General features: G+C 62.4%; 10 protein-coding genes. 7 read left to right on the forward strand and 3 right to left on the reverse strand.

What is annotated here, in order from left to right; all coding sequences use genetic code 11:
* Window positions 1–493: 493 nt before the first annotated feature.
* The gene (gene nadC, locus AO064_RS22715) at window positions 494–1,342 is read right to left on the reverse strand and encodes a carboxylating nicotinate-nucleotide diphosphorylase (RefSeq protein ID WP_012722164.1); all 849 of its coding nucleotides are present in this window, start codon (window positions 1,340–1,342) and stop codon (window positions 494–496) included.
* Between the two features lie 246 nt (window positions 1,343–1,588).
* On the opposite strand from nadC, the gene AO064_RS22720 reads away from it, so the two are divergent.
* The 5 genes from AO064_RS22720 (at window position 1,589) to AO064_RS22740 (ending at window position 8,017) form a co-directional block, all read left to right on the forward strand.
* Complete coding sequence (locus tag AO064_RS22720; protein ID WP_064054730.1) at window positions 1,589–3,739, forward strand: DUF1631 domain-containing protein; 2,151 nt, start codon at window positions 1,589–1,591, stop codon at window positions 3,737–3,739.
* A 61-nt stretch (window positions 3,740–3,800) separates the two neighbouring features.
* Window positions 3,801–4,364, forward strand: coding sequence for a 1,6-anhydro-N-acetylmuramyl-L-alanine amidase AmpD (ampD, locus tag AO064_RS22725; RefSeq protein ID WP_012722166.1), 564 nt, complete (start codon window positions 3,801–3,803; stop codon window positions 4,362–4,364).
* Window positions 4,361–5,197 carry a regulatory signaling modulator protein AmpE gene (gene ampE / locus AO064_RS22730; RefSeq protein WP_012722167.1) on the forward strand — a complete coding sequence of 279 codons (837 nt, stop codon included), beginning with the start codon at window positions 4,361–4,363 and terminating at the stop codon, window positions 5,195–5,197. The genes ampD and ampE overlap by 4 nt, the downstream gene beginning before the upstream one ends.
* A 1,557-nt stretch (window positions 5,198–6,754) precedes the next feature.
* Window positions 6,755–7,459, forward strand: a complete 705-nt coding sequence (locus tag AO064_RS31915) for a methyl-accepting chemotaxis protein (protein WP_371916688.1) — start codon at window positions 6,755–6,757, stop codon at window positions 7,457–7,459.
* 129 nt (window positions 7,460–7,588) lie between these two features.
* Entirely contained in the window at window positions 7,589–8,017 is a 429-nt protein-coding gene (locus tag AO064_RS22740; RefSeq protein WP_012722169.1) for a hypothetical protein, read from the forward strand.
* Here AO064_RS22740 and AO064_RS22745 read toward each other — a convergent pair.
* Window positions 7,967–8,743: a TatD family hydrolase gene (locus AO064_RS22745; RefSeq protein WP_064054732.1), complete on the reverse strand. Its 777-nt coding sequence runs from the start codon at window positions 8,741–8,743 to the stop codon at window positions 7,967–7,969. The genes AO064_RS22740 and AO064_RS22745 overlap by 51 nt on opposite strands.
* Before the next feature lie 2 nt (window positions 8,744–8,745).
* Complete coding sequence (gene cra, locus AO064_RS22750; RefSeq protein ID WP_064054733.1) at window positions 8,746–9,741, reverse strand: catabolite repressor/activator; 996 nt, start codon at window positions 9,739–9,741, stop codon at window positions 8,746–8,748.
* A gap of 293 nt (window positions 9,742–10,034) precedes the next feature.
* On the opposite strand from cra, the gene ptsP reads away from it, so the two are divergent.
* Window positions 10,035–12,893: a phosphoenolpyruvate--protein phosphotransferase gene (gene ptsP, locus AO064_RS22755; RefSeq protein WP_064054734.1), complete on the forward strand. Its 2,859-nt coding sequence runs from the start codon at window positions 10,035–10,037 to the stop codon at window positions 12,891–12,893.
* Window positions 12,894–13,814 (forward strand): 1-phosphofructokinase, encoded by a 921-nt coding sequence (pfkB, locus tag AO064_RS22760; protein ID WP_064054735.1) that lies wholly within the window; start codon window positions 12,894–12,896, stop codon window positions 13,812–13,814.
* The last annotated feature ends 7 nt before the right edge of the window (window positions 13,815–13,821 follow it).

Raw genomic sequence — 13,821 nt, forward strand, 5'->3', positions numbered from 1 at the left:
ACGCGGCGGCCTTATTGGGGCTGCTACACAGCCCAGCGCGGGGCAAGCCCGCTCACCACACACGCACTTCGAACGCGCTGGATACTAAGGTGCATAGGATTGCGAGATGAATGACCTGGTCATTTAAACGCTGTTGTAGTGAGCGGGCTTGCCCCGCGCTGGGCTGCGAAGCGGCCCCAACACCTGCCACCCCGTTCTACCTGACAAAACGCGGCGGCCTCGTTGGGGCTGCTACGCACCCCAGCGCGGGGCAAGCCCGCTCACCACACATGCACTTCGAACGCGCTGGATACTAAGGTGCATAGCGTTGCGAGATGAATGACCTGGTCACTCAAACGCCGTTGTAGTGAGCGGGCTTGCCCCGCGCTGGGCTGCGAAGCGGCCCCAACACCCACCACCCCGTTCTACCTGACAAAACGCAGCGGCCTCGTTAGGGCTGCTACGCACCCCAGCGCGGGGCAAGCCCGCTCACCACACACGCATTTCGAAGGTGCTAGATACTGAGGCGCATCGACAAGTCCACTGCCTTCACATCTTTGGTCATCGCACCGATCGAGATGTAGTCCACCCCGGTCTCTGCAATCGGCAGCAGGGTGCTTTCATTGATCCCGCCGCTGGCCTCCAGCTTGGCCTTGCCGCCGTTCAGGCGCACGGCTTCACGCATATCGTCCAGGCTCAACTCATCGAGCATGATGATGTCGGCGCCTGCCGCCAGGGCTTCGCGCAGTTCCTCCAGGCTTTCCACTTCGATTTCCACCGGCTTGCCGGGTGCGATCTTGTGGGCGGCCGTGATCGCCTGGGCAATGCCGCCGCAGGCTGCGATATGGTTTTCCTTGATCAGGAACGCGTCATATAAACCGATACGGTGGTTGTGACAGCCCCCGCAGGTGACTGCGTACTTCTGCGCCAGACGCAGGCCCGGCAGAGTCTTGCGGGTATCCAGTAGCTTGACCTGGGTGCTGGCGACAAAATCCGCCAGGAATTGGGCGCGTGTGGCGACGCCGGACAGCAGTTGCAGGAAATTCAGTGCGCAGCGTTCGCCGCTCAGCAGCGAGCGCGCCGGGCCTTCAAGGTGGAACAGCGCCTGGTTGGGGCTGACGCGTTCACCGTCGGCCACCTGCCAATGCACGGCGACCCGCGGGTCCAGTTGGCGGAAGACCGCATCAACCCAGGCGGTACCGGCGATAACCGCCGCGTCACGGGTAATGATGGTGGCCGTGGCCAGCCGTTCGGCCGGGATCAACTGCGCAGTGATGTCGCCGCTGCCGATGTCTTCCAGCAGTGCGCGGCGCACGTTGGCTTCGATTTCGGCGGTGAGGTCGGCAAGACGGAGATTCGGCATAACAGGCTCCACAGACAAAGTGCCCCGATTATAGGGGCAGTGTGCGTTCGAACCCAGGCTCACCACTCATTTACCGCGTAATGGCAGAGTTTGCTGGCGCAACCCCCCTCATTTGCAAGATAATCTCGCGCCTTGCAATTGGCGTCATAGCTTTGACGTCTTGAGGATAAGCGGTTATTTCTGGTTCCCGACGGAGCCCGTACCCGATGTTTCCCCACCCCAATACCGCCGTTTCAGGAGGCCAGGATGCACAATGACGGAAAGGTGGTGCCAATCAACAAGGCACACGCTACGCCATCGCCGCTCGCCCGCCTGCCGGTGGTGTTGCAGCAGCTGCGCGACAAGGCCGCGCAACAGCTTCAACAAGGTCTGCAGGACCTGTTCGATAACGCCGACGACACGTTGTTCGAAATGGCCGACAAGGCGCGCAACAACCTCGATCACCATATTTTCTTTGAAGCCATGCGCGACCTGCGCCTCAAGCGCAAGAATTTCGAACGCGTGTTCATGGAGCAACTGTTCGGAGCTTTTGCCAGCCTGGGCCAGGCGGGGCGAGGGGAATTGCAACTGGTGCCCGTGGTTTCCTATGACGCGGTGCCGGGGTCTTCCAAGGATGACCTGGAGAAAGCCGTAGCGCTTGAAGCCATGCTGGGGCGGGTGCGGCACCGTGACGGCCTGGCCCTGGGGCAACTCACGGCGCGCTTGAGCGCTTTGCTGGGCAACCGCCTGGATGAGCGTGAGAACCCTTTGGGGCCGGCACTGCTGTGTGAGTTTTTCCTGCGCGCGGGGCGCAGCTTGGGCGTGGAGATCCGCGTCAAACTGATCATGCTCAAGTTGTTTGAAAAATACGTGCTCAGCGATGCCGACCAACTCTACGGCGAAGCCAATCAATTGCTGGTCGTGACGGGTGTATTGCCTGAACTCAAGGCCGTACCTTGCCGCCGCATCGAGGGGCGTGCGGGGCGTGAACTCCCGCCTGAAGAAACCTCGTCGGCCGCCGACCCGCTCGTCGACGAAAATGGCCAGCAAGCGTTCGCCGCGCTCCAGCCATTGCTGACAGCGGTACGCGGCAGTGTGGCGCCGACGCTTGAAGCCAGCGCCGAACCGCTGCCCATTGCCACCCGTGACCTGTTGCGCCTGCTCTCCCACTTGCAGCAGTACGTGCCGGAGCCTGAGGCCGAGGACGATTTCGACCTGCGTAACCAGCTTGAGCAGTTGCTCACCCGAGTCAGCGTCAAGAGTGGTAAGTCGCGGGTGGTGGAGGCGGCTGACGAAGACGTGATCAACCTGATTGCGCTGCTGTTCGAATTCATCCTCAACGACCGCGCCATACCCCATGCCTTCAAGGCCCTGATCGGCCGCCTGCAGATCCCGATGCTGAAAGTAGCGGTGGTGGACAAAAGCTTTTTCAGCCACCCCAGCCACCCGGCGCGGCGCCTGCTCAATGAAATCGCGGCGGCCGCCATGGGCAGCAGCCCGCGTGATGACTACCAGCGTGACCACCTCTACCTGCGCATTGAGCAGGTGGTGCAGCGCTTGCTCAATGAGTTCGTCGAAGATCCGGCGATTTTTTCCCAATTGCTCGCGGAGTTCAGCGCGTTTACCGCCGATGAGCGGCGGCGCAGCGACTTGATTGAACAGCACACCCGCGATGCCGAAGCCGGGCGCGTGCGCACCGAAGCCGCCCGCCAGCGCGTGGCCGATGTGCTGAATAAACGGCTGTTAGGCAAGGTCCTGCCGCGTCCGGTCGTGCAGTTCCTGCAGCAGGCCTGGAGCCAGGTGCTGTTGCTGGCCAGCCTCAAACACGGCGAGCAATCAGTGCAATGGCAAGCGGGCCTGCGCACCATGGACGAGCTGATCTGGAGCGTCAGCCTGCAACAAGACACCGAAGCCGGGCGCCATTTGCTCGAGCAACTGCCCGGTTTGCTCAAGGCGTTGCGCGACGGTCTTACCAGCGCGGCGTTCGACCCCTTCAGCACGCGAGAGTTTTTTGTGCGCTTGCAGGCCCTGCATGTCCAGGCGCCTGAAGGCGTTGATGAGTTGATCGAAGTGCGCGAGCCGTTTGTACTCAGCGCAACGTCCTCCGATCAGGTCACCGATTTGCCGGACAACGACCCCGACCTGCTCAGGGCCCATCAACTCAAGGTGGGAGGCTGGGTGGTGTTCCAGGAAGACGGCGCCAACGCGCTGCGGTGCAAGTTGACGGCGATCATGGCGCCAGCCCATACGTATATTTTTACCAGTCGCACGGGGCTCAAGGTCTTGGAGAAAAGCGCCGGCCAGTTGGCCTTGGCGTTCAAGCGTGGCGTGCTGCATACCCTGGATGACGGACCGCTGTTCGAGCGCGCGTTGGCCGCGGTAGTGGGCAAATTGCGGCAACTCAATCACGGCAAGTGATCGCAACCGGAGGGGCGAACGCGGCATACTGGTCAGACTTTGTCTCATTCAAGGAACCTGTATGCAGTTGGACCCCACCAGCGGTTGGTGCGAGGGCATCCGTCATTGCCCTTCACCCAACTTCAACGAGCGCCCCACAGGCGAAATCTCACTGTTGGTGGTGCATAACATCAGCCTGCCACCGGCGCAGTTCGCCACTGGCAAAGTGCAGGAATTTTTTCAGAATCGCCTGGATGTCACGGAACATCCCTACTTTGAAGGGATTGCCGCCCTACGGGTGTCCGCGCATTTTCTGATTGAGCGCGACGGTACGGTGACGCAGTTTGTATCCTGCCTCGATCGGGCCTGGCATGCCGGGGTCTCGCAGTTCGAGGGGCGAGAAACCTGTAATGACTTTTCTTTGGGGATTGAGCTGGAAGGCACGGATGATCTGCCGTTCACCGATGCCCAATACGCATCGCTGATCGATCTGAGCCGCCAGTTGCTGGCGGCTTACCCCGACATTACTCCCCAGCGCGTGTGTGGTCACAGCGATATCGCCCCGGGGCGCAAGACCGATCCCGGCCCCGCTTTTGATTGGACGCGCTTTCGCAGCGCCCTGCAGGATGGAGGACACGCACGATGAGTTTCCTGGTGTTGGTACTGGCCGTATGGATCGAGAAGTTCTCGGCGCTGCGCCAGCGATTGCAGCGTGATGGCGGTTGGCTGCGCGAGCTGGCCAAGCTGGAATCGAGCCCGCGCATGGGCAAGCAACCCTGGCTGATTCTGGCGTTACTGGTGTTGTTCCCCGTCGCGCTACTGGCCTTGTTGCTGCTGGTGCTGGAACCGGTGGCCTACGGACTGCTGGCACTGCCGGTGCACTTGCTGGTCGTGATCTACAGCCTGGGCCGCGGTGATCTGCTCGCCGGGCTCGGGCCCTTCCGCGATGCCTGGCGACGTGGCGACCTGCAAGCGGCCGAGCATGTCGCGGAGCGTGACCTGAACCTGAGCGCCGACAGTGGCGAGCAATTGCTCGAACGCGTCCAGGGCCATCTGTTGTGGCAGGCCTACCAGAGCTTTTTCGCGGTGATTTTCTGGTATTTCCTGCTGGGCCCGGTTGCCGCGTTGGCGTACCGCCTGCTCGCATTGGCCAGTGAACACAGCAAGAACCCCCTGGTGGCTGAGCGTGCCGGGCAACTGCGTCATGCATTTGACTGGTTGCCGGTACGCCTGCTGGCGGCCAGTTTTGCCCTGGTGGGCAACTTCGTCGCAGTCGGTCGCGTGATGCTGCACGAACTGCTGAGTTGGGACATCAGCGCTGCTGAACTGGTGGAAAAAGTCGGCTTGGTCGCTGCCGAAATCCCGCCGCCGGCGGTAGGTCCCGATGGCATCAACAGCCTGGACCGGATATGGGAGCTGCTGCTGCGTGCGGCGGTGCTGTGGTATGCCGGGTTTGCGATCTGGACCGTGTTGCCCTGACTGCGAACACACATCAGAAAATGTGGGGCCAGGCTTGCTGTAGTGAGCAGGCTTGCCCTGCGCTGGGCTGCGAAGCAGCCCCACCGAATCCTGAGTAAACCCGCATTGTTTCCGTGGTGCCCCTCCTTTCGTTAACCTTAAGTTACAAAACTCCCTTTCAAATTGAGCTATACAGATGCTGGCTAACTGCCGCCCTGCGCCTCAATAAAAATAAAAGAAGGGGAGTTCACAGTGAAGAGCTTGCTCTATCCCGCCGTCGCGTTGATGAACCGCCTGAGCTTCGGCATGAAGTTCAGTTTGATCAGTGTGTTGTTCCTGCTGCCGATGCTGGCAACCAACTACTACCTGGTGCGTGATTCGTGGCGTGAATTCCAGGGGACCCGTGTGGAGCTGCAAAGCCTCGACTTGCTCGGCAGCAGCCTGGCCCTGCGCCGCGACCTGGAAACCCTCAACAACCAAGTACAGATCAACGCGACCCTTGGTCAATCCGGCAAGGCCGGTGACCTTGAGGGCAAGATCAGCGCCTTGGAGCACAGCGTGCTGACTCGCCTGCAAGGCCTCAATGCCATGACCACCGAGCCTGAGCAAATCGCTGCGTTTGACGCCAAGCGCGACGAGTTGATTGCGGCCTTCAAGGCCCAGCAACAGGAAACGTCGCTGCTGAGCAAAAGTGCACTGATCGGCAAGTTGCTCAACAAGGCCCAGATGCTCAGCCAGATCATCGCCAGTCAATCCGGCTTGAGCCGCGATTCCCAGAGTGATCTGCGCCAGCTCAGCGCACTGATCACCAGCGTCACCCCGCAGGTCACCCAGACCCTTGGCGAAGGTCGGGCGATGGGCGCTTACTCCCTGGGCCAGGGTTTTCTCAATTCGGCGTCCAGTACGCGCTTTGACGAACTGCTGCAGCAATTGGAAAAACTCCAAGCCGAATATGGCCTGAAGTTGCAGGATGCCCTGGGCTCCAGCAACGCCGCCCACGCGACGCTAGACAGCCTGGCCCAGGCCAGCAGTGCCAGCCTCAAGCAAGGCAGCGAGTTGTTTGAGGAGCAGGTGGTGATGGCCGAAACCCTCGACGCGCCCTGGCAGGGATTCTACGACAGCGTCAGCCAACTGATGGCCCGGACCTACCAGCTTGACGACGCCACGTTGACGTTCCTGGAGCAGCAGTTGGAGCAGCGCCTGGCGCAGAATCGCACGCATATGGTGGTGTTGGTCTCTGCCCTGACGGCGGTGTTCTTGCTGATCTTCTATCTGTACGCAGGCTTCTATGCCTCCACCCGCACCACGCTGCGCCGTCTGGGCGCGATGATGGACAAGGTGGCGGCCGGCGACATGACCGTCACGTTTGTCGCCCAGAGCCGCGATGAACTGGGCGACCTGGGTCAGCTGTTCAACGGCACTGTGGCGAAGATCCATGACTTGATCGAGCGCGTCGGGCACACCGTCAGCCAGGTTGAACGCCAGGCCGGCCAGGTGGAAACGGTCTCGGCCCGGAGCAATCAGGCGGTTGCCGGGCAGCGTACCCGGATCGAGCAGGTGGCGACGGCCATGAACCAGATGTCGTCCACTGCCCAGGAGGTCGCGCGCAGCGCAGCGACGGCGGTCAGCAGCGCTCACAGCGTCAACGACGAAACCGTCAGCGGCCGTGGCTTGGTGCAATCCCAGCAGGGCAGCATTGCGCGGCTGGCCTCGGAGATCGATCAGTCGGTGCGGGTGATCAACCAATTGGCCACCGACAGCCAGTCCATCAGTAGCGTATTGGAAGTGATCAAAAGCATCGCCGAGCAAACCAACCTGCTGGCACTCAATGCCGCCATCGAGGCGGCGCGGGCCGGTGAGCAGGGGCGTGGTTTTGCGGTGGTGGCCGACGAGGTGCGCACCCTGGCCCGGCGCACCCAGCACTCCACAGAGGAAATCGAACAGATGATCAGCCGCTTGCAAGGCGGTGTGGCGGCGGCAGTAAGGGCCATGGGCAGCAGCCATGAGATGGCCAACGGCACCGTGGGTCAGTCGGAAAAAGTCCAGCAGGCTTTGGAAAATATCCTCGGCGCCGTAGGGATGATCGTTGATCAGAATCAGCAGATCGCCGCCGCCGTGGAACAACAGACCGCCGTTGCCCACGACATTGACCAGAACATCGTGGCCATCAATCGGGCTGGCGAATACGCCGCCGAAGGAGCGCACCAGACCGAGGCGGCGAGCCGGCAACTGTCGATGCAGGTGATTGAGTTGAAGCACTTGATCGGTGCGTTTCGCGTGTAAGACCGTGGTGTGGGAATTCGCTCTTGTTGATGTAGTGCCTGTCCTGATTTCACGGAGTCCCTTTTCTGGCCGCGTGAAGGGGGGAGAATTTGTTTCAATCAAATTCAGGTTCAACGGAGCGCGACGACGATGACCACTGCGATCGGCATCAAAGGGCATTGTGCCCATTGTGATATCAGGTTTGAACTCAAGCCGTGGCAACTGAATGCCATCGCGATCCAAGAGCCTTTCGACTGCCCGTACTGCCAACGGATCGTGCAGTTGAACTGCCCCCGCCAATTGCGCCAGTTCAAGGCGCTGGACCATTGGGCGCTGGTGCAACCGAGCATGGTGGTGTTCACCTGCATGGTGCTGATTGTGGCGCTGGTGGCGGAGTGGGTGGGGCTGATCAGCGTGATCGGTCAGTTCAACGTCTCGCTGGTGATGCTGCTGATGCATTTCCTGGTGCTGCGCTACGCCCGCTACCGGCAGCGAATGACGCTGGACCTGCAAGTGGTCACGCCGGTGCTACCAATTGAACAGCTCGCACGCATTGCGTGTGCTCGCCTCAGCCAGTAACAGCGGGCTGATGCCCATGCGCTCGGCCAGGGCGGTGCAGATGTCCGGCAGGTGCTCGGGGCTGTTGCGTTGACCGGGAAACATGGCGGGCGCCATATCAGGGGAGTCGGTTTCCAGCACCACCGCGTCCAGCGGCAGTTGCGCCAACACCTTGTGCATACGCAGGGCCTGGGGCCAGGTGGCGGCACCGCCCAAACCCAGCTTGAAGCCGAGCTTGATGTACTCGCGGGCTTCTTCGCGGCTCCCGGCGAACGCATGGATGATGCCGCCGCGGGGCAGGCGGATGCGCTTGAGGGTAGCGATAACCACGGCATGGCTGCGACGTACATGCAGCAACGCCGGTAATTGGAAGTCCGCCGCCAGCTTGAGCTGGGCTTCAAACAGGCTTTGCTGGCGTTCGCGGTCCAGCTGTTCGAGGAAGTAATCCAGGCCGATCTCGCCCACCGCGCACAGCTGCCGGTGGCCGTGCAGGCGCGTCAACCAGTCGCCCAATTGCACAAGGTCGGCGGGTTGATGCTCATCGAGGTACACCGGGTGTAAACCAAAGGCTGCGAATATTCCTTCATCCGCTTGCGCCAAGTCCCACAGGCGCTGCCAATTCTGCTGATACACCCCCAGCACCACCAAGCGCCGCACGCCCAACGTCCGGCTGTGGGCGAGGACGTCCCGGCGGTCGCTGTCGAACGCCGGGAAATCCAGGTGGGTGTGGGTGTCGATCAGCTCCACGCTCAAGCCTCGTGAATACGCTGCTTGAACGTCCGGCCGATGGCGTGTACGCCAGGTTGGTAGTGCTCTTCTTCGATAGCGGCCAGCGCCAGGCGCAGGGCGGTGTCGGCGATCAGTTGATGTTGCTGGGCCATGGCGTTGACCGGCAACGGCAGGAAGTCCAGCAACTGCGTATCACCAAAGGTGCCCAGGCGCAGCGGGCGCGACTTGAGCGGGAAGTCATGCAGGGCGTCGAACACACCTTGCAGCAGCACATAGGAGGTGGTCACCAGCGCGTCAGGCAAATGCCCCAGTTGCTGTAGAAGTTGCTCCATCAGCTGTCGGCCGCAGTCGCGACTGAAGGCTTCACCGTGTTCGACAATCACCTCGCCGGTGAACCCTTCGAGGGCCTCACGGAAACCGGCGGCACGCTCCTGGCTGATGCTCAGTTCGGGCCGTGCGCCGATTAGCGCGATCTGTTTGGGCAACGGTTGCAGCAGGCTGCTGGTCAATTGCTTGCAAGCCTTGTGGTCGTCGCTGACCACCGAGCAGAATTGATCCGCGCCCATCACCCGGTCGATGGCAATCACTGGCAGCCCCTTGGCTTGCAACTCGCGGTAACTGTCATCGCTGGCCGGTAGGCAACTGGCGACGAACAACGCATCACAGCGCCGGGCGCGGAACAGTTGCAGCAATTGGCGCTCGCTGTCGGCCTCATCGTCGGAGCTGGCGATCAGCAACTGATAGCCACGCGCCCGAGCGCCTTGCTCCAGGAGTTTGGCGATGCGTGCGTAGCTGGGGTTTTCCAGGTCGGGCAGGATAAAACCCAAGGTGCGCGTGTGCCGACTGCGCAGCCCGGCGGCCTGGGGGTTGGGCGTAAAGCCATGGGCTTCGACCACGGCGCGCACCCGCTCGACGGTTGCGTTGCTGATGCGTTGCTGTTCAGCCTTGCCATTGATGACGTAGCTGGCGGTGGTCACGGACACACCGGCGAGACGTGCGATATCACTGAGTTTCAAACCGGGATTTCCTTGTTTTTTGGAGCTTGCCCCGACATTTTGTCCAATCGTAACCGATTCCAGCACTGGACCTATGTCTCAGCTCAAGTGCCGAGTGGTTGTTCAAGGATGCGCAATTAACGCGTAGTCTTCCATAAACTCTAGATTAAACGTTTCAGCCAGCGTATTTTTACGACGTTCGCGACTGAGTAGCCACTGCCAATTGACTGCTCAGTCAGTTATTTATGAGCACCCCTTACACTGTTTGTTTAAAACAATACCTAGTGCGCCACTGCACTAACTAGGAGAACGGCATGCTTGAGCTCACTGTAGAGCAGATTTCCATGGGCCAGGTGGCTGTGGATAAATCTGCTGCCTTGCACCTGCTCGCTGAAAAACTGGTGGCCGATGGCCTGGTCGCCGAGGGTTACCTCAGCGGTTTGCAAGCCCGTGAAGCTCAGGGCTCGACGTTCCTGGGCCAAGGTATTGCCATCCCCCACGGCACCCCTGAAACCCGCGACCAGGTGTTCTCTACCGGCGTGCGCCTGCTGCAGTTCCCCGAAGGGGTGGACTGGGGCGACGGCCAGATCGTATACCTGGCCATCGGCATTGCCGCCAAATCCGACGAACACCTGCGCCTGTTGCAACTGCTCACCCGCGCCCTCGGCGAAACCGACCTGGGCCAGGCGTTGCGCCGTGCCGGCACCGCCGAAGCGTTGCTGAAACTGTTGCAAGGCGCGCCGCAGGAACTGGCGCTGGATGCACAGATGATCAGCCTGGGCGTGTCCGCCGATGACTTCGAAGAGCTGGTTTGGCGCGGTGCACGCTTGCTGCGCCAGGCCGATTGTGTGAGCAATGGTTTCGCCGCGGTGTTGCAGCAGGTGGATGCGCTGCCCCTGGGCGATGGCCTGTGGTGGTTGCACAGCGAGCAGACGGTCAAACGCCCGGGCCTGGCGTTTGTCACCCCGGACAAACCCATGCGCTACCTCGGCCAGCCGCTCAATGGCCTGTTCTGCCTGGCCAGCCTCGGTGAAGCCCACCAGGCCTTGCTTGAACGCTTGTGCGCCTTGCTGATCGAAGGGCGTGGCCAAGAACTTGGCCGCGCCACCAGCAGCCGCGCGGTCCTCGAAGTGCTCGGCGGTGAACTGCCTCCGGACTGGCCCAGCGCACGCATCACCCTGGCCAACGCCCACGGTTTGCACGCGCGGCCGGCGAAGATCCTCGCCCAGTTGGCGAAAAATTTTGACGGTGATGTGCGTGTGCGCATCGTCGATGGCCCAGTGGGCGCCGTGTCGGTGAAAAGCCTGAGCAAACTGTTGAGCCTCGGCGCTCGACGTGGCCAGGTGCTGGAGTTTGTCGCCGAGCCGACCATTGCCGGCGACGCACTGCCCGCGCTGCTGGCGGCGGTGGAAGAAGGCTTGGGTGAAGACGTCGAGCCACTGCCGACCCTGAGCGCCCAGCCCGAAGCCCTCGATATCGAACCGGTGATCAGCGCGCCATTGGCCGGGAGCCAGATTCAGGCCATCGCTGCCGCGCCGGGCATCGCCATCGGCCCTGCGCATATCCAGGTTCAGCAAACGTTCGACTACCCACTGCGCGGAGAATCCTGCGCCATCGAGCGCCAGCGCCTGCACAGCGCCTTGAGTGAGGTGCGCACCGATATCCAGGGCCTGATCGAACGCAACCCCTCCAAGGCGATCCGCGAGATTTTCATCACCCACCAGGAAATGCTCGACGACCCGGAACTCACCGACGAAGTCGACACCCGCCTCAAGCAAGGCGAAAGCGCTGAAGCGGCGTGGATGAGTGTGATTGAAGCCGCCGCCAAGCAGCAGGAGTCGTTGCAGGACGCCCTGCTCGCCGAGCGCGCGGCCGACCTGCGGGATGTCGGCCGTCGTGTGCTGGCGCAACTGTGCGGTGTTGAAACCGCCCAGGAGCCGAGCGAGCCCTACATCTTGGTGATGGACGAAGTCGGTCCGTCCGACGTTGCACGGCTTGATCCAGCGCGCGTCGCCGGCATTCTCACCGCCCGTGGCGGCGCGACGGCGCACAGCGCTATCGTCGCCCGTGCCCTGGGTATTCCGGCCTTGGTCGGCGCCGGCCCGGCGGTGTTGCTGCTGGCTTCCGGCACGCCGCTGTTGCTCGACGGCCAGCGCGGTCGCCTGCATGTGGACGCCGACAGCGCCACCCTGCAACGCGCCACGGTCGAACGCGACACCCGCGAACAGCGCCTGCAAGCCGCTTCTGCGCAACGCCATGAACCGGCGCTGACCCGTGACGGTCACGCTGTGGAAGTGTTCGCCAACATCGGCGAAAGCGCCGGTGTTGCCAGCGCGGTGGAGCAGGGCGCCGAAGGCATCGGCTTGCTGCGCACCGAGCTGATTTTCATGGCCCACCCGCAAGCGCCGGACGAAGCCACCCAGGAAGCCGAATACCGGCGTGTGCTCGACGGCCTCGGCGGTCGCCCGCTGGTGGTGCGCACCCTTGATGTGGGCGGCGACAAACCGCTGCCGTATTGGCCGATTGCCCAGGAAGAAAACCCCTTCCTCGGCGTGCGCGGCATTCGTCTCACCTTGCAACGCCCGCAGATCATGGAAGCGCAATTGCGTGCGCTGCTGCGTTCTGCGGATAACCGTCCGCTGCGCATCATGTTCCCCATGGTCGGCAGCGTCGATGAATGGCGTGCGGCCCGTGACATGACCGAACGCCTGCGCCTGGAGATCCCGGTGGCGGACCTGCAACTGGGCATCATGATCGAAGTGCCGTCGGCGGCATTGCTTGCGCCGGTGCTGGCCAAGGAAGTCGACTTTTTCAGCGTCGGCACCAACGACCTGACCCAGTACACCCTGGCCATCGACCGTGGTCACCCGACGCTGTCCGCCCAGGCCGACGGCCTGCACCCGGCGGTGCTGCAGCTGATCGACATCACCGTGCGCGCCGCCCATGCCCATGGCAAATGGGTCGGCGTGTGCGGCGAGTTGGCGGCAGACCCGTTGGCGGTGCCGGTGTTGATCGGCCTGGGGGTGGATGAGTTGAGCGTGTCGGCCCGCAGCATTCCCGAAGTGAAGGCGCGCGTGCGCGAATTCAGTCTGAGCGAGGCCCAGGGCCTGGCGCAAAAAGCACTGGCGGTGGGCTCGCCCGCCGAAGTGCGTGCCCTAGTGGAGGCCGTGTAGATGGCAAGGATTCTGACCCTGACGCTGAACCCGGCGTTGGACCTGACGGTGCGTTTGGCGCGCCTGGATCCGGGTGAAGTCAACCGCAGCGACACCCTGCTGACCCATGCCGCCGGCAAGGGCGTGAACGTGGCGCAGGTGTTGGCCGATCTGGGCCATGAGGTGAGCGTGGGCGGTTTTCTCGGCGCCGCAAACCCCGAGGCGTTCGATGCACTGATCGCCAGCCGTGGGTTTGGCGATGCGTTCGTCCGCGTGCCGGGAGAGACGCGCAGCAATATCAAGATTGCCGAGCAGGATGGCCGGGTCACTGACATCAATGCGCCGGGGCCGCAGGTGACGGAGCAGGCGCAGAACGCCTTGCTGGAAAAACTGGCGCAGATTGCTCCCGGCTTTGATGCGGTGGTGGTGGCCGGCAGCTTGCCACGCGGCGTCAGTGCGCAGTGGTTTCAACGCCTGGTGACGGAACTGAAAAGCCTCGGTTTGAAAGTCGCCCTGGACACCAGCGGCGAGGCGCTGCGCGCCGGTCTGAAAGCCGGCCCGTGGCTGGTCAAACCCAATACCGAAGAGCTGGCCGATGCCCTGGGTCATGCCCCGGATGCAATCAGCCAGCTTCACCAGCAGGGCGTGGAACATGTGGTGGTCTCCGACGGCGCCGCGGGCGTGAGCTGGTACAGCTCGAATGCGACGCTGCACGCCACACCGCCCAAGGTGACGGTGGCCAGTACCGTCGGCGCCGGCGACTCGTTGCTGGCCGGGATGCTGCACGGCTTGCTCAGCGGCGATACGCCGGAGCAGACCCTGCGCCGCGCCACGGCGATTGCCGCAATGGCGGTGACGCAAATCGGTTTTGGCATCAGCGATGACGCGCAGTTGGCGCGCCTCGAAAGCGGCGTTGTTGTGCGCACGCTGACAGAACAATAAGAGGGTT

Source organism: Pseudomonas marginalis (assembly GCF_001645105.1).
Taxonomy (GTDB): Bacteria; Pseudomonadota; Gammaproteobacteria; order Pseudomonadales; family Pseudomonadaceae; genus Aquipseudomonas; species Aquipseudomonas petroselini.